At 43.0% G+C, this 17,769-nt stretch carries 11 protein-coding genes; 4 read left to right on the top strand and 7 right to left on the bottom strand.

Annotated features, from left to right (window positions below; genetic code table 11):
* Positions 1 to 2: 2 nt before the first annotated feature.
* Positions 3 to 1,226, bottom strand: coding sequence for an ATP-dependent Clp protease ATP-binding subunit ClpX (clpX, locus tag R8P61_21360; GenBank protein ID MDW3649632.1), 1,224 nt, complete (start codon positions 1,224 to 1,226; stop codon positions 3 to 5).
* Positions 1,227 to 1,251: 25 nt separating this feature from the next.
* The gene (locus R8P61_21355) at positions 1,252 to 1,956 is read right to left on the bottom strand and encodes an ATP-dependent Clp protease proteolytic subunit (protein MDW3649631.1); all 705 of its coding nucleotides are present in this window, start codon (positions 1,954 to 1,956) and stop codon (positions 1,252 to 1,254) included.
* 219 nt (positions 1,957 to 2,175) lie between these two features.
* Here R8P61_21355 and R8P61_21350 point away from each other — a divergent pair, with 219 nt between their 5' ends.
* Positions 2,176 to 5,292, top strand: coding sequence for a S8 family serine peptidase (locus R8P61_21350; GenBank protein ID MDW3649630.1), 3,117 nt, complete (start codon positions 2,176 to 2,178; stop codon positions 5,290 to 5,292).
* Here the strand turns inward: R8P61_21350 and R8P61_21345 are convergent.
* The 3 genes from R8P61_21345 to rpsO form a co-directional block, all read right to left on the bottom strand.
* Positions 5,289 to 6,281 carry a GDP-mannose 4,6-dehydratase gene (locus R8P61_21345; GenBank protein MDW3649629.1) on the bottom strand — a complete coding sequence of 331 codons (993 nt, stop codon included), beginning with the start codon at positions 6,279 to 6,281 and terminating at the stop codon, positions 5,289 to 5,291. The genes R8P61_21350 and R8P61_21345 overlap by 4 nt on opposite strands.
* A gap of 198 nt (positions 6,282 to 6,479) precedes the next feature.
* A complete protein-coding gene (locus R8P61_21340) occupies positions 6,480 to 8,705 on the bottom strand; it encodes a polyribonucleotide nucleotidyltransferase (GenBank protein MDW3649628.1) in 2,226 nt (741 codons plus the stop codon).
* A 78-nt stretch (positions 8,706 to 8,783) separates the two neighbouring features.
* The gene (gene rpsO, locus R8P61_21335) at positions 8,784 to 9,059 is read right to left on the bottom strand and encodes a 30S ribosomal protein S15 (GenBank protein ID MDW3649627.1); all 276 of its coding nucleotides are present in this window, start codon (positions 9,057 to 9,059) and stop codon (positions 8,784 to 8,786) included.
* A gap of 105 nt (positions 9,060 to 9,164) precedes the next feature.
* Between rpsO and R8P61_21330 the strand changes: the two genes are divergently transcribed.
* Together R8P61_21330 and R8P61_21325 are read left to right on the top strand one after the other, a co-directional pair.
* Positions 9,165 to 10,571, top strand: coding sequence for a glycosyltransferase family 39 protein (locus tag R8P61_21330; GenBank protein MDW3649626.1), 1,407 nt, complete (start codon positions 9,165 to 9,167; stop codon positions 10,569 to 10,571).
* A gap of 107 nt (positions 10,572 to 10,678) precedes the next feature.
* The gene (locus tag R8P61_21325; protein MDW3649625.1) at positions 10,679 to 12,037 is read left to right on the top strand and encodes a sigma-54 dependent transcriptional regulator; all 1,359 of its coding nucleotides are present in this window, start codon (positions 10,679 to 10,681) and stop codon (positions 12,035 to 12,037) included.
* Here the strand turns inward: R8P61_21325 and R8P61_21320 are convergent.
* Positions 12,001 to 12,405: a hypothetical protein gene (locus R8P61_21320; GenBank protein ID MDW3649624.1), complete on the bottom strand. Its 405-nt coding sequence runs from the start codon at positions 12,403 to 12,405 to the stop codon at positions 12,001 to 12,003. The genes R8P61_21325 and R8P61_21320 overlap by 37 nt on opposite strands.
* 410 nt (positions 12,406 to 12,815) lie before the next feature.
* Between R8P61_21320 and R8P61_21315 the strand changes: the two genes are divergently transcribed.
* A complete protein-coding gene (locus R8P61_21315) occupies positions 12,816 to 13,991 on the top strand; it encodes a hypothetical protein (GenBank protein ID MDW3649623.1) in 1,176 nt (391 codons plus the stop codon).
* Positions 13,992 to 13,994: 3 nt separating this feature from the next.
* Here R8P61_21315 and R8P61_21310 read toward each other — a convergent pair whose 3' ends face one another.
* On the bottom strand, positions 13,995 to 17,699 hold the full coding sequence (locus R8P61_21310; protein ID MDW3649622.1) for a hypothetical protein: 3,705 nt from the start codon (positions 17,697 to 17,699) through the stop codon (positions 13,995 to 13,997).
* Positions 17,700 to 17,769 lie beyond the last annotated feature (70 nt).

Raw genomic sequence — 17,769 nt, 5'->3', positions numbered from 1 at the left:
TTTTATCCCGCCTGGCGGAAATTGATCAGGTTTGCTTCGACCAGTTTCTCACGGGCAATATCCATCGTAATATGGTAATGCTCGACATCAGACTCCGGCATATCATACATGACGTCCAGCATGATTGCTTCGATAATTGATCTTAGACCACGAGCTCCCAGTTTCAGTTCACTGGCCCTGTTCACAACTGTATCCAGGACATCATCCTCAAAACTCAGGGTTTTGCCTTCCAACTCAAACATGCGCTTATATTGACGAATGATAGAGTTTTTGGGTTCAACGAGAATCCTTCTCAGGGCTTTCTCGTCAAGAGGATTGAGATAGGTGAGTACGGGAAGTCGACCAATGATTTCCGGGATGAGACCGAAAGATCTTAAGTCAGCAGGCTGGATATATCTGTAGAGGTTTTCTCCTTCAATATCTTTACCATTGGTAGACGTAAATCCGATCTCTTGTACGGAAATCCGCTTGGATATATTTTTCTCTATTCCTTCGAAAGCGCCTCCGCAGATGAAGAGAATATTGGTTGTATCTATTTGTACCAGACTTTGTTCCGGATGCTTTCTTCCTCCTTTGGGGGGAACATTGGCAACAGAGCCTTCGAGCAGCTTAAGAAGGGCTTGTTGTACGCCTTCTCCACTTACATCACGGGTGATGGAAGGATTGTCGGACTTGCGGGAAATCTTATCGATCTCATCGATGTACACGATACCTCTTTCGGTTGCATCTACATCATAATCCGCTTCCTGCAGCAATCTCACCAACACACTTTCTACGTCCTCACCCACATAACCCGCTTCGGTAAGTACAGTTGCATCTGCGATACAAAAAGGAACATTGAGCAGACGAGCGATACTTCTAGCCATGAGGGTTTTTCCGGTACCGGTTTTTCCCACCATGAGTACATTGCTCTTTTCGAGTTCTACATCATCGTCTGTACGGGATTCAGAATCCATGATCCGCTTGTAGTGATTATATACAGCAACGGACAATACTTTCTTGGCTTCTTCCTGCCCTATGACATATTTATTGAGGTGCTCAGTAATCTCACGGGGTTTCGGTACCCGAGTGATGCGAGTTATAGGTTTTTCCTTAAACTCCTCCTCAATAATGGTAGAAGCATGAGCTACACAATTTTCGCAAATATGTGCACCTCCATATCCCGCAAGTAGTATTTGAACTTCTCTCTTTGACCGCCCGCAAAAAGAACAACTTTCATTTCTCATCTGCATACTCAAAATTCTTTATAATCTAGGCTTCTTGATCAGGTGCGAGGACATCGTCAATCAGACCGTAGGCTTTGGCCTCATCAGCTTTCATCCACTTGTCGCGATCAGAGTCTTCCCAGATTTTTTCATAAGTCTGTCCAGAATGCTTAGCAAGGATTTCATACAATTCCTTTTTCAACAACTGGATCTGCTGGTGTACAATTTCAATATCAGAAGCCTGTCCTTGTGCTCCGCCCATTGGTTGGTGAATCATCACACGTGAATGAGGTAGCCCCGAACGCTTACCTGCAGCACCTGCACAAAGAAGAACTGCTCCCATAGATGCAGCCATGCCTGTACAGATAGTTGCTACATCTGGACTAACGAGTTGCATGGTGTCATAGATGCCTAGACCGGCATAAACACTTCCACCTGGGGAGTTGATATAGATATTTACGTCTTTTTTCGCATCAACAGACTGCATCCAAAGGAGCTGTGCACTCACAATATTTGCTACCTGATCATTGATTCCTGTCCCTAGAAATATGATTCTATCCATCATAAGACGGGAGAATACGTCCATCGCTACGGCGTTCATCTGACGCTCCTCAATGATATTTGGGGTAAGTCCATAGATATTACCCGCACTTCCTGCTGCACCATTCACATGGCTCACATAGTCGTGCATAACAAGGCTGTTTATCCGCTGATGTTGGGTTGCGTATTTTTGAAAATCTTGTGGATTCATAAATAATTTGAAATTGAAAAGTTAAAGTTAGACAATAATTGATTAAAGAAAAATCTCAGGCCTTTGTGGTTTTTTCCTTTTTTTCTTCTCTATAAACACGCCTGAGTAAGAAATCGTGACACTTATTAGACCTTTTCTGTAGCTGAATTGTTAATTTGGTACATATATCAACTGGGGAAGCAAAAAGATCGCGTCATACCCTCCTTTTTTTGTTTAAAAATGCGTCTAACACTTACATCAGCACAATACCTGATCCTTGTTCTATTGATAGGATTTTCGGGCCTCCATGCGCAGAGCCTGAAAGATGGTTTTGGAGTAGGGGAAAAGAATTTCATAAATGGTCAATTGATCCTGAAAGTGAAGGATGAATACCGTGACCGATGCAAAAATGATCAGATCAATATAGCTGCTGTTCAGGAGGCCTTCGCAGAAATTGGAGGGCTTGAGATACAGAAGATTTTTCCTCATCACACTCCTCCTGCACAAAGCAAATCGAAAGCCGGTGAGCTGGCTGATCTTAGTCTGATCTATCGGCTTAGTTTTGATAAAGGACAAGAGCTTTTGTCAGCAGTTGCCCGTCTGGATGGATTGACAGAAATTTCTTATGCTGAACCCGCTTATATACATCAGCTTTTTTATACACCAGACGATCCTTTTGCTGATTCTACTGAAACTTCATCTTCCAATATTCCCTGGCAATGGGGACTCGGGCAAATCCGTGCCTATGAAGCCTGGGATATCCAAAGAGGAGATTCCAGCATACTCATAGGAGTTGTGGATTCGGGACATAAGGGCCAGCATGAAGATATGCAGGATAATTTGGGACTGAATGTGGATGATCCCATTGATGGGATCGACAATGATCTGGATGGCTTTGTTGATAATTATGCAGGTTGGGATTTTGGAGGGAATACCCTGGATGGACAAGGCGATAATGACCCCAATGTGGGAAATGTACATGGTTTTTTTGTTGCGGGCATTTTGGGAGCCACCACAGATAATGGTATCGGTATAGCCGGATCCAGTTTCAATTGTCGCTATTTACCGATTAAAGCTGCTCCCGATGATTCCATCACGGCTGTTTTTTATGGATATGAAGGAATTGTTTATGCGGTAGATCAAGGGGCACAAATCGTAAATTGTTCCTGGGGAGGACGCGATAATTCGAGATTTGGACAGGATGTAGTACAGTATGCTACCGTAAATAGATCCGCAGCCTTGATTGTAGCTGCAGGGAATAGTAGGCGGGATGAGAAATTTTATCCGGCAGCCTATCCTCAGTGTATTTCTGTTGCCAATTCCTTTTACCAGGATGTGATTTTCCCCAATTCCACTTTCAATTATTCAGTAGACATAGCAGCTCCAGGGGGCAGTGTCCTCAGTACTTTTCAGGATACTTATGCTTTTTTCGGAGGAACATCTGCTGCGGCTCCTATGGCTGCAGGTGCATTGGGAATTGTCCTGGCACACTTTGATCAATTGACAGGTTTCCAGGCCGCCCAGCGAATGCGGGTAACGGCTGATGAGATTTACACGGTCAATGATAGTAGTATTTATGAGGATCGCTTGGGGAATGGACGTGTAAATCTGTACCGGGCACTTACCGATCCTTTAAAACCCTCCATCCGAACAGAAACTTTTGAAATAAAAGATCTCGATGGGGATAGTCGCTTTTTATCAGGGGATACTTTATTGATTTCGGTCGATTTTATCAATTATCTACATCCATCCAATGACCTTTACATTCAATTGTCAGTTCCCAACAGTTTACAAAGTTTCGTGAATGTTTTAGAAGGAGATTTGGTGAAAGGGCAGGTGAATATGTGGGATCGTTTTGATAATGGTACAGGATTTAAAGTGGTGCTAAGTAGCTCTTTGCCTTACAATGTCCCACTTGCCCTGAAGTTGAATTATTCAGATGATGCAAATAGCTATGAGGATTTTGAATATTTGGAGTTTCGGGTGAATAAAACCTGGTTGGATATTGAGGAAAACCTTCTCTCCACTTCTGTAAACAGCCAGGGTAATTTCGGTTTCAATGCACTGGGACAATTGACCGAGGGTTTAGGGGTTCGATATGAGGAGGGAGAGAATGCCTTATTTGAAGGAGGTTTTTTGATTGGGAATAGCTCAGCTGTTTCTGACCGAATCCGGAATAATCTTTTTTCAGCAGATCAGGACTTTGCCTTCTCTCAATTGGTGAAGGAAATAGAAAATCCTGAACGCAGCGATTTTCAGGCCTTGAGTAAATTTGATGATGCGACTTCTTTAAATCCCCTGGGGCTGGCTATTTCTCAGCATACGTATGCATTTTCGGATACGGCGCATGATGATTATGTGATTTTCCAGTTTGAGGTAGAGAATATTTCGGGACAAATGATCGCAGACCTCTATGCGGGTCTATTCGCGGATTGGGACATTTTTGCTGGAAATTTTAACCGAAATTTTGCCCTTTTTGACAGAAGCAATACAATGGTCTATGCTAAAGATGCCCAGGGGATTGATCCCCGACACTACGGCATGACCCTGTTGACAGATCAAGACTTCAAGGCCTATGCGGCTTCTTTACCCAGTCCGGGTTTCAATTTTAGCAATACAGCCAAATTTATTGCCTTGAGCAATGAGCCGGATACCGCAACTGCTACTGCCGGCCTGGGAACGCAGGGGAGAGATATTGCCCAATTTATTTCTGGTGGTCCTTTCTCTATGGCAATTGGGGCAAAAGACACCCTGGCCTTTGCGATTTTGGCTGCGGATGATCTTGCAGGATTGCAAGGACATGCAGATGCCGCAAAGTCCAATTATTTCTGTAGAGTGCTTGATCGAGGACCCAATGAAGATTTCCTTTTCGCAGAAGTCAGTCAGGCAAGAGAAATTTTATTTAGCGACCAGAATGCCAATGCAAATACCTGGAGCTGGGATTTTGGAGATGGCAACAGCGCCATGAGTAAGAACCCCATTCATGTTTATAGCAGTGCTGGGTCCTATGAGGTAAATCTCAGGGTTTCAGATGGGGTTTGTAGCCGAGATTATAAACAGAAAATTCTGGTAAGGAATAATGTTTCCACAGAGCCTGACCCTGAACTTGCCCGCCTGAGCATTTTCCCCAATCCTGCCAGGGAGAACTTTCTGTTAAAACTGGAGGGATCCTGGCAAGGGGAAATTCAGATAGAGATGTATGGAATAGACGGCAAAAGGGTATATACCCGTACAGCCGAAGCTGCTCAAATATATACCCTTTCTGTAGATCGTGGCTCTCTTCCCGCCGGGATTTATGCCCTTACTCTCCGACATAAAGATTTTCAGATTAGCCGGAAGATTAACTGGGTCGATTAGGCTTCGACTCTATTTTTATAATAGGCAATCACATCATCCAGAATATCGTCCAGATCGTACTTCATTTCGAAGTCGAGGTACTCAACGAGTTTGGAGATATCTGCTGTGCGTCGATTCATATCTTCAAATCCTTTTCCATATACCTCTTCATAGGACTTATGGATGATTTTGGAGGAACTTCCCACTCTTTGGATTACCCGCTCAGCCAATTGATTCATGGTGATCTCTATAGGATTCCCCACATTGAATTCATGCCCCACGCCTTTTCCACTGATCATGAGTTTGGTCACTGCTCTTACTGCATCTTTGACATGCATGAAGCTTCTTTTTTGCTCTCCTGTTCCAAAGACGGGCACATCTTCATTGATCAGGGCTCGCTTGACAAAATTTGGAATGACCATGCCATAATTGAATAACTGACGAGGCCCAACCGTATTAAAAAATCTTGCAATGACTACTTCTGTCCCAAATTCTTTATGGTAGGCGAAGGCGAGGAATTCATCCATGGCCTTGGTATTTGCATAGGCCCAGCGGTGATTTCGGGTACTTCCTTCTACTCTATAGTCAGCCTCGGTGAGTTTTCTTTTGTGAGTTGCATCCAGCAAATCCAGGCTTTTGCCATATATCTCTGAAGTAGAAGCAATCAAGACTCTTTTCTTGTGTCTGTGGACTGCGGCCATGACATTGTCTGCTCCCCTGATGTTGTCGAGGATGGTGCGGACGGGATGATCCATGACCAGTTGTACTCCAACGGGCGCGCCAAAATGATAGCAGTGATCGCACCAGGCAACGTATTCGTCTATGAGGTCTTTGTCAGTCACAGAACCCTGGACAAACTCAAATTTATCCGATTGCAAAGCTTGTTGAAGGTTTTCTATGCGTCCGGTACTGAGGTTGTCAATGACTTTTATTTCATAACCTTTGGAAAGGAGGAGATCTGTGGTGGTAGATCCGATAAAACCAGCGCCGCCGGTGATTAATATCTTCATGAGAGGTTTTTGCTTGGATGTTTTGTTTTCCAAAGAAACTGCTAATTTTTTATCATTCAAACTGCAAAGAAGAAGAATTTCCTACACAGGCAATTTCTGGAATCAAGAATTATTTTCGCCTGAAAAAGGATCGGAGGCAAAAATCTGGACATAAAAAAACCTGCTGTAAAAGCAGGTTTTTTATACTAGGTACGATTTTTAATGTCGTCTTGGACCTCTGCGGTCGCGATCTCCTCCTCCTCTGCGGTCTCCGCCTCTGCGATCTCCTCTGTCTCCTCTATCTCTTCTTTCTCTTGGAGGTCTTTCCACATAGCCTTCAGGTTTTTCCAAAAGCACTTTTCTACTCAATCTAAACTTACCTGATTTTTGGTCAACCCCTGTAAGTTTGATCTCAATATCCTGACCGATTTCGAAAACGCCATCCATGCTTGGCAGACGCTCCCAGGAAATCTCAGAAATATGCAGAAGGCCTTCTTTTCCAGGAAGGAACTCAACGAAAGCACCGTAATCCATGATGGATTTAACTTTTGCTTTGTAAGTTTCTCCTACTTCAGGCATTTGGATGAGTGCGCGGATTTGCTGAACTGCAGCAGTGATGCTATCAGCATTGTCAGCAGAGATCGTTGCTTTACCAATGTTATTCTCACCTTCTTCCAGGTTAATTACAGAACCAGTCTGAGCCTGAATTTCTTTGATGATTTTCCCACCTGGTCCAATCACCATTCCGAAGAATTCGTGAGGAATATCCATGGTGAAGAAACGAGGTGCATATCTGGACATCTCAGAAGCAACTTCAGGAATTACCTTCAACATTTCGTCCAGGATATGTAGACGACCTGCTTTGGATTGCTGAAGAGCCTTTTCGATTATCTCATAGGAAAGGCCTCTGATTTTGATATCCATCTGGCAAGCAGTAAGACCTTCAGTTGTTCCAGCAACTTTAAAGTCCATATCTCCTAGGAAGTCCTCGTCTCCAAGGATATCTGAAAGAACTGCAAAACCATCCTCTGTAGTGATCAATCCCATCGCGATTCCTGATACAGGACGGCGGATATTGATACCGGCATCCATAAGGGCCATACAACCTCCGCATACGGAAGCCATAGAACTGGAACCATTGGATTCGAGAATGTTGGATACTACCCTTACGGTATAATCAAGATCGGTTGGGACCATGGGCTTCAAAGCTCTTTCAGCCAGATTACCATGTCCAATTTCCCTTCTTGCAGGTCCGCGGTTGAATTTTACTTCACCGGTAGAGTAGCCAGGGAAAGTATATTGCAGGAGGAATCTTTTAGATCCTCTGTAAGTAACCGTATCAATGGTTTGCTCATCGAGCTTGGTACCCAGAGTTACATTACACAATGCCTGAGTTTCTCCACGTGTGAAGACTGCAGAACCATGTGTACGTGGCATATAGCTGACTTTGCCCCAAATAGGACGAATCTCATCAAGCTTACGACCATCGAGTCTCTGTGTCTCATTCACGACTACACCGCGAACGATTTTCTTTTGAATCTTTTTGAAGTACTGTTGGAAGCGAGCGTCGAAATACTCTTCTTCACCATATTTCTCTGTCAGGCTTTCTTTGATCTCTTTTTTGAGATCACTGAGGATCGTACCACGTTCCTCTTTTCCCATAGAACCTCTGGCTACTTTTCCAATAGTTTCCTGAGCTTGTCCATCGATCTCATTGTAAAGACCTTCGTCAAACTCCAGGATATCATATTCGCGGGTTTCTTTTCCAGCTTCGGCTCTCAATTCTTCCTGAAGTGCACAAAGAATTCTGATGCTTTCATGGGCGACTTTCAAAGCCTCCAGCATAACTTCTTCACTCACTTCTTTCATTTCTCCCTCTACCATGTTGATGGAATCCGAGGTAGCAGCTACCATAAGATCCAAATCACATTCTTCCATAATGGAACGAGGAGGGTTGATGAGGAATTCACCGTCTTTTCTCACAACCCGTACTTCTGCTACAGGGTCTGGGAAAGGAATATCTGAAACACATAGTGCTGCAGATGCGGCTAAACAGGCAAGGGCATCTGATTGCTCTTCAGAATCTGTAGAGAGCAATTCTACCATAACCTGTGTGTCACCATGGTAATCATCCGGGAATAGGGGACGAATGGCGCGGTCGATCAAACGGGAAACAAGAATTTCATGTTCTCCCATTCTTCCATCACGCTTGAAGAATCCACCTGGAAAACGACCGGAAGCAGCGTATTTTTCCATGTAGTCTACAGAAAGTGGTAAAAAATCCACTTCCACATTCACGTCTTTCTTAGCTACTGCTGTTGCCAGCAGCATCGTTTCTCCACAAGTCAGCACTACTGCTCCGTCAGCTTGTTTTGCTAGTGCACCAGTTTCAATAGAAATTTCCCGGCCATCGGGTAAGGTTGTCGTTTTCCGTATTACGTTCATATGAATTATTAATCAGCGCGGAAGAGACCGGATTGCCTGTTCCGTTTTTTTGGCTTGGGTATATAAAGAAAATGGGAATTATTTTCTAATTCCCAATTCTTTGATTACTGCTCTGTAACGTTCGATGTCAGAGCGCTTTAAGTAATCTAGCATTCTGCGGCGCTTACCTACAAGCCTCTGAAGTCCCATCCGGGTGGATGCATCTTTTTTGTTTTGCTTGAGGTGCTCGGTCAAGTGCTTAATGCGGTAGGTGAAAAGAGCTATCTGGGACTCGGGAGAACCCGTATCAGCATCGCTTTTTCCATTCCCGTATTTTTTGAAAATCTCCTGCTTCAGTTCCTTGTATAGATACATCTATTTCGTTCGTTTAAATCATTATTTTTTTGAACACGCAAATATAGAGATTAATTTCCGAGAAACAAAAGCTGCATCTTTATCTTTTCTTAGGAAAATTGCCTTATGTATCAGCGACTTGCAATATTTCTATTCTCTTATGTAGGGCTCCTCCTGTTTATGAGCTTTCAGGACTATGGGGCAGATGTGGATAGCTGGTATTTGGTGCAGAATACGGATCGAATGCTGGAGCGAGGAACTTATTTTGCTTCCCGCTCTCCCGGATTCCCCTTGTATGAACTCATCCTTTGTTTCCTGATTCCACTGGGATCCTTTTTCGCCTCCAATTTATTCTCCCTTTTTGCAGCCCTTGTCCTGGCTCTTTGTTTTTTTTTACAGTTGAGAAAAGAAGGAATTCCTCAAGCGGAGATCGCAGTGTATTCCCTTTTGACTTTACCTCTTTATATCATTGGCGCAAGTTCAACTATTGATTATTTGCCTGCCCTGTCTTTGCAATGGATAAGCTTTTTTCTATTGTATACGGCTTGCGAAAAAGATGGCAATCCTCACGGACTCTATCTGAGTGCCTTTGTTTTAGGAATGGCTGCAGGCTTTCGTCTGACTGCCCTCAGTTTTATTCCAGCCTCCATCCTTTTCCTTTTTCTAAAACAAAGATCCTTTCGGGAAATAGGAGCGTTTGGCCTGACTTCTCTGCTTGCAGCTTTTGTGGCTTTCTTGCCCGTTTTTTTGGGACCTGGATTCGAATTGCCTCTCGATAAATCGGTTCTATCTCTTTCTTACCGAATTCAAGTAGCTACTTATCACGGGATTTCCTTTTTGGGAGTCCTTCCGCTTTTACTTTTACTAATAGGAAGTTTTCTTTTTCTGTGGGACCTGAGGAAAAGGAACTACCAATTTCATTTTCGCCTATCAGCCTCAGAAGGATTTCATGCTTCTGTTTTGCTGATATATGCACTCTTATTTCTATTGCTGCCGGACGAAAGTTCTTATCTATTGCCCCTGTATCCTTCTTTACTTTATTTAATCCATAAATACTTTCGCCCCCAATTGCTCCCATACTTTCTCGCTATGATTATCCTCAGCAATCTGTTTATTGTAGAATTGAAAGGTGGCGAAAGTGGGCAAAGGAGTTTGAAACCCTATTTTAAAAAAGGGTATAGCTGGCAAAATCTTGATAAGCGAGAACATATGCAGCGGATGAAAAAAGCCGTAAACCGTTTTCTACCTGAACAAAAGACCTTGCTGATGATCGAGATACCCTGGGTCAATACCCGTGATCCCAATTGGACCTATGATGCGGAAGCAAGACATTTCAAAAAGGAAGGTTCAAACTTTTACTTTGGTCCCTATATATTTGATCGAGAAGACCTGAGAAAGAAAAAAAATGCAGGTTATCGGATATGTGTATGGCGGGAGCAGAAATGGGAGTATTATGTAATGGATTTGGATGATATGATTGGCAGGGAGATTGAGGTAGTAGAATTGGACGAGCTTTTGGGAGATGACGTCTAGAGAAATGGGAAACTCCTGATTTTATGCTTAACATTAAGTGTCCATACAATTTATCTATGATTGGGGATTTTATTTTATCTTTAGTAACACATTAGCATCTTTTCCCTATGCAAGAAGGATCCAAGTTTAAAATATTCGTTGTAGAAGATGATGAATGGTACCGGGAACTATTGGGATTCAATTTAGAGTCCAATCCAGATTACGAGGTACATAAATTTGAATCTGCAACTGCTTGCCTGAGCCGTCTGCATGAAAATCCCGATTTGATCACCCTTGATTATAATTTGCCCGATATGAAAGGGGAAGAGGCCTTTGCCAAGATCAAAGATGTCAATCCGGATATCGAGGTGATTGTTATTTCTGAACAAGGAAGCATAGATACAGCAGTACAATTATTGAAGATGGGAGCCTTTGATTATATGACAAAGGCTGAGGATATACAGGATCGTCTGATGAATACGGTCCATAATGTTCGTAAAAATAGCTCGCTGAAATCACGGATCGTCAGCCTCGAACGAGAAGTCCAGAAGAAATACGAATTTGGCAATACCATCATCGGAAGCAGTCCTGCAATCAAGAAGGTCTTTGGTATGATGGAAAAAGCCATCAAAACCAATATTACAGTTACCATCACCGGAGAGACAGGTACCGGGAAAGAAGTGGTAGCTAAAGCCGTTCATTTCAATTCCCGTAGAAAGGATAAACCTTTCGTTCCGGTCAATATGGCTGCCATTCCTTCTGAACTTATCGAAGCTGAATTGTTTGGGCATGAGAAAGGCGCGTTTACAGGAGCGAATAACAGAAGAATCGGAAAATTTGAGGAGGCACATGAAGGAACCCTCTTTTTAGATGAGATCGGAGAAATGGATATCACTTTCCAGGCAAAACTTCTAAGGGCTTTGCAGGAAAAGGAAATCATACGGATCGGCTCTAATAAAATCGTAAAAACGGATTGTCGAATTATCGTAGCGACCAACCGTAATCTTATTGAAGAAGTGAAAAATGGGAATTTCCGAGAAGATTTGTATTACAGACTCTTTGGCCTACCGATTGAGCTTCCTCCTTTGAGAGAAAGAGGAAAAGATATCATTCAGCTTTCCCGCTTTTTTCTTTCGAATTTTGCCAGGGATAATGAACTACCGACTTATACCCTGACTCCTTCTGCGCAGAAAAAACTTCTCTCTTACAAATACCCGGGGAATATTCGTGAGCTGAAATCCATAGTTGAATTATCGGCTGTAATGACAAACGGGAATGAGATCGACGAAGATGTAATTACTTTCAGTACCTATGATGCTTTGCCGGATGTATTGGCAGAGGAAATGACCCTCAAGGAATACAGCAACCGCATCATTCAGTTGTACCTGAAGAAGTATGATGATAATATCAAACTTGTCGCTGAAAAATTGGATATCGGAGTCTCTACGATCTATCGCATTTTAAAAGAAGATAAAGAAGAAGCCTGATTCTCCTTTATACTGGCATTGACAATCACAGGATTGCTGGCTTCAGGATTTGCTTTCTTCTGTCGAAAGTAAAGGGACTTCCATTTACTTACCTCATGATTGAGGTAATCCAATTCAATATTTTTCTCTTCTAACAATTGATCCCTCATGATCAATTGCTGATTTTTCATCAAAAGATTTTGTTCGAGTTCAGCCAAAGATATCTCCAAATCAGAGATTTCCTGTGTCAGATTTTTCTCGGTTTGTTCAAATTGATCGACATTTCTAGTGGCATACCAACCTTGTAGTATCGCGAAAAGGAACAGGCTGAATACACATAGACTAGCTACGTACAGAAGTGTCGTTTTCAGGTTGGGGGATAAAGACATTAGTGAAATTCCAGGTTTAAAGTACTCGTGTTCTAATAAAAAGTGGTTTGTTAGGTTTGTTTTTACAAGAAGTGGTAGCCTGAAAAAGGAACCATGCTTGTTTGTTTGTATGTTCTATTAACGGCAAAAATATGCGATTAGTTTCTTCTATGCACGAATTATCAGCCTAAAAAAGAGAGATATGTAGGATTTTCCTTAAAAAGGTAATCTTTTTTCTGATTTGACAGGAAAGGGTGATTCTATTAAGGCCTTTTTCAAAGAAAATGAGGATGTATAAAAGATCATGGAAACTGAAGATATAAGTCAATGTCGTATTTGAAACAAGGATGGGAGAAAATGAGTTTTTAATTGTAAACTTGAACTTTCCTTTTTTTGAGGGTGAGTTTGTAATGCTGATCAAACGGAAATCAATGAAGTCCACCATAAACCTATTATCTCTTTTATTTCTTTCTCTATTTATTGTTTCCTGCGCGGCCAGGAAGCCCTGGTATGATGAATCTTATGCAGATTGGAAGAACAAAGCGGCTCCTCCTGAATCAGAAATAGAACATTCTGTATTTCTGGTAGGGGATGCAGGCAAAGTTTATACGGGAGATAAGGTGATGACAATGCTTCGCAAGCAGTTGGATGAAGCCAATAATCCCGGAAATGCGGTCGTCTTTATGGGGGACAATATTTACCCGGCTGGCCTGCCGGAAGAGGGGCATAAATTGCGCAAGCAATCGGAAAAGAGATTGGAAGGTCAAATGGATGCCGTCAAAGGAGCGGCTGCATGGTCAGTATTTATTCCCGGAAATCATGATTGGAATGATCAGGGAGAAGGGGGATTGGAAGGGATCCAAAGGCAGGCTGATTATGTACGTACCTATATGGATTCGGATACTTCCTTTTATCCGCAAAATGGATGCCCCGGTCCTGTGGTTATCCATCCCCATCCCAATTTAGCTTTGGTATTGGTGGATACGGAGTGGTGGTTGCATAAATATGAAAAACCGATTGCTGCAGAAGATGGGTGTAAAGCCTACACCAAAGAAGGCTTTATCCAGGCGTTAAAAGAGGTGGTCGCAGAAAATCAGGATAAACATATCGTGATTACCCAACATCATCCCTTTTTTACCAATGGGAATCATGGTGGGAGGTATCGCTTTTGGGATCACATTTTTCCTCTCACAGCTTTGGTAGACAATCTCTATATCCCTTTGCCGGTACTGGGTTCTATCTATGTTGGTGCACGAAAATCAGGGATTTCACCTGAAGACTTATCCGGCGAACCCTATCAGGAATTGAAAGCTGCAATGATGGAAGCGGTTTCGGGTGAAAAGAATGTTGTGATTTCGGCCGGACACGAACACATTCTCCAATACAATAAAGTCAAAAATGTGCATCATATTCTTAGTGGAACAGGTGCAAAAGTGAGTTATGGGAGAACAGGCAAAGGGGCTGCTTTTGTGCACATGGAAAGAGGTTATGCCCGAGTGAATTTTTATACAGATGGTTCGGCCTGGGTAGAGTACTGGGAACCGCTGGGAGAAAATAAAGAGGGAGTTGTGGTGTTTCGGGAAAAGCTATACGGTCCGAATCACTAAGCGCTAGCGAAGAAAGGAGCCTAGATTAAAGAGGAATAGAGCTTTTGATTCTTCTGAGAATCCGAAGGCCATATTCAGGGTGAGTTTGCGGCTGGCAGGAATGATGTACATGCCAATGCCATATCCTTTATGCCACTTTTGGGAATCCTCACCATCCAGAAATACACGACCCTGGTCAAAAAAAGCAGTTAGTCCATAGGTTACGGGAATAAGTGCCTTTCCCTGCCCCAGTTTTAAACGTACTTCTGAATTTAAATACGCCATTGCATCTCCGGTAAACCTCCTTCTCCGAAATCCGTGAAGGTTTTCCCTTTGACCCAGCACAAATTTATTGTAGAATGGAATTTCTCCATAGCCATCTCCCGCTCCGATCTTGATGCCCAGGGTAAGAGGATTATTAATACTATGATTGGTTCCATACCAGGCGAGAAATCCTTCTGAAAGGCCATAATTACTTTTCTGAGTATGGATGTAGCCATTTTTGTGAGAGAGATACAATTGCATGCCCCTTTCCGGTAAAATATCGTGATCCCGAAGGTCGAGATTTAAGGCTGCCTGAGCTTGAAGAATGATTAGGTCATCAGTACCCAATAGATTCTCAAATTTATCGAGTGAAAGAATATTATTCTCTATCTCCTGTCTGTCATTTTTCTCCAGCCTTAGGTCAAAACTGAAGAGGCTTTTTCTCCAAAAACTCCTGTGCAGGCCTACACTCATATTGAAGGTCTGGTTTCGACTGCGGTAAAAATTGGCGACAAAGAGTGAGTCATTGAGGACGGTCTCATTACCCAGTCCAAAGAAATTGTTATACCTATCAGGTCTTGCCCATTCTGAGGCGAGTTGAAGATCCCACTCTCTAAATACTTGTCGAAATTTGCTGCTATAGTTTATGCCAAAGTTATTTTGGGTAGAGATATATGCAGAAATCAAATGTTTGTGTGCATAATCTTCTTTCCCAAAAGAACGACGGGTAAAGAGATAGCCCCATCCTCCTTTTAAGCCTTCTGCCGAAGAGTAGGAGACTACAGGTACAGGATAATAGCTATGGTAGGCGAAAGCTTTCCTGCGATAATCATAAAGCATGGCTTCTCTGGGCTTCAATTGTCGAGCTTCTTTACCCAGTTCAAGTATGCTACGGTGGTTTTTCTCATAAACCAGGGTCTTCTTGCCCAAGCCTCTGACTTTGGATTGGTCTATGATTTGGTCTTCTCCATCACCTCCCAGCGCACGTACCTTGATGGAGTTCTTTGATTCCCCATGAATGAAGATAATGTCCTTACTCCCCAGTCCATATAGCCTGATTTCCTGGGTTTCTTCCGGATAAAAAGTGCGCTCGAAAAAGAGCTTTTGGCCCCTCGTTCTCTCCTCGAAAGAAAGTAGATCGTACATCTTAACTTGAACACTGCCGTCGGGATTTCGGATTACTTCAAAATATTCCCGCTCATTAGAACCTATGATGTCGACTTCTTTGGCAAGAACCTGATAATATTGGAGGACAAAACTGTCGATGTTTTTGAGGCGGGATTGAAGCTTGGCGATGATTTCCTGTCCGGAGATAGCAAAGATCTCTGGAGGCATGGAGAGTATGGCTTCCGTAATCTTTTCTTCGTCAAAGGTTTCTTTGAGTTCCTGACAAAGAATCTCCCAGTCTTTTTTTGCAGCTGCTCCCAAAATAAAGCGATCCAGATGTCTGGCAGAGTAGTTGAGACTTTTGAGGTCTTTGATTTCGTAGTCAAAATCTTCAAAAAAGGGCAGGGCCCAGGGCCTGTCGATCAACCAGGGCAGTACGCCATCGAGGATGCTGAATGCATGATCCCGATCTCTGGGAATCGGTTTGAAAATGGACATCTCCCCTTGTTTGAACATGGCCCAGGTAAAGTTGTCCTCATGCCTACCTCGATCTCCAATCCAAATATCAAAAATTCGGGATTTCAAAAAAGAGTTTACATCTATCCGATGGTTGTGATGCTCATACATGAGTTTAAAGAGTTCATAACTCCTTACAATATCATCGGCATCAAAGCTTGAGGGAATTTTGGGGCCAGCTTTGGGCTTTTCTTCCAGCATACCGAGTAGACCTGCAAACTCTTGCCGGAAGGGACCCAGACGGGGATCATCGGGCATGAGGAAGAGTTCGGGATGAACGTGGAGGATGTCAGTATGGTTGAGCAATTTGTCTACAGCCAGCGCTCCATAGGGATGCTGGGTAGCTGTTGCCTGTTTTACCAGGGAGACAAAGAAATTTGTTCGAAACTCCAGGGGCAGAGCTCGGGTAGGGTTTTTATTGGTGGAACGAAAGACATATTCTCTACCGTTCTCAGCAAGAAACTTGAGAGACTGGGTCTGGATACCTCCTCCTCTTTCCAGGACATTCAATCCTCCATGGACTTCTCCTAAAGACAGAAAGGGAGCCATAATGCTCCTTGTCCAGGTGTCCCGATAAAGTTTCCCCAGAAATACTTGTTTCAGCCCACTTGCCTGGTATTCTTTTCCTCCCTGAGCAGTACATATGCCGCTAAATGGGAAGTCGAAAAGATTTAAAGGTACTTGTTCCTGGCAAGGGACATAGGCGAGATTTACATTCTCCAGCTCCAATTGAGGTCCTTCTTCACAAGGACTGTTGAGCAGGTTGAGGGGGCTGATTGTCTGAAAACCATTATCTCCATAGCGGTATATCTGGCTATTTACCCTTCCGTCTTTATAATATCTCAATTCAAGTAAACCGGGAACCTTGGAAATCAGCAGAGATTTGGGGTCTTTTCTCGCAAAACTACTTTCATAGGCAGAACCACTATTGATGAAAAAATTGTCTTTGAATTTCAGAATCTGGATGTTCTTTTCATGACCGGACAAATACACCATGCTGCGATTCTCTGCCATGATATTGAGGAGGGTTTCTCTCATGGGATTGAAACGCTCGTTGATCAGGTCCAGTTTATTGCCAATATTTTGACGATAAGCGGCATAGAGGCTACCGATGATGGGGAGGGGAATGAATAGGTTTTTCTTCTTATCAGATAAGGGAAAAATATGTCGTTTTAAGGAAGTGCGTCCTCCATAGATGCCATTGGAGAGTAAAGGGTAGTGGCCTGCGATGATGATGTTCTTATTTCCTGCATCATCTATTTTATCTTCCAGGGCTTCGACGAAATCCCCATCCCGAGAAATCTCACATTCTGCTTCTGTAGGCGTCGGTCTTTCGTAGGGATGATTCCAAAACTGGGTATTTATTCCCAGGAGCATCAGATGATCATCCAAAAGGATATCTTTGGGGCCCGGACATCCTTTTCCAGGTATCCAGTTTACCCGATCAAAGGATTTTTCTATAATCTTTTCCAATTTCTGAAAATACTTCCAGCCGTCTTCTCCGGAACTCAACCAGTCTCCATCTCCGGGAATAAGGATTTGTCTGCTATTGGGGAAATGGGCTGCACGAAGCAGGGTGCTGATTCTGATGGAGTCGTAATTGAGGGCGTTTTGGTCGTATTTTTTCTGCCTGCTCAGATCCCCGGTATAGATTAGGGTAAAAGGATCGCTAACCTTCAGGAGCATTTGATGAAGAGCCTCAGAGTAGCTAAGGAGTTCTTCATCCGGAATATCTGCAGTATTTCCTATCACGAAAACGCGATGTATCTGATTCTCTCCTTGTGAAAAAATCTTTACACAACATAGGGTGAGAAGGAAAATACTTAACAGACTCTTTTTCATAGGTGAAGGAGGGCAGGGCGGGAATGAAATTCTTCAAATCGATGGTTATTATGCCACCAATTTGAAGAAT

The organism is Bacteroidia bacterium (genome assembly GCA_033391075.1).
Taxonomy (GTDB): Bacteria; Bacteroidota; Bacteroidia; order J057; family J057; genus JAWPMV01.
Note: the sequence above shows the minus strand (reverse complement) of the source record. Positions and strands in the feature narration are given on the sequence as shown.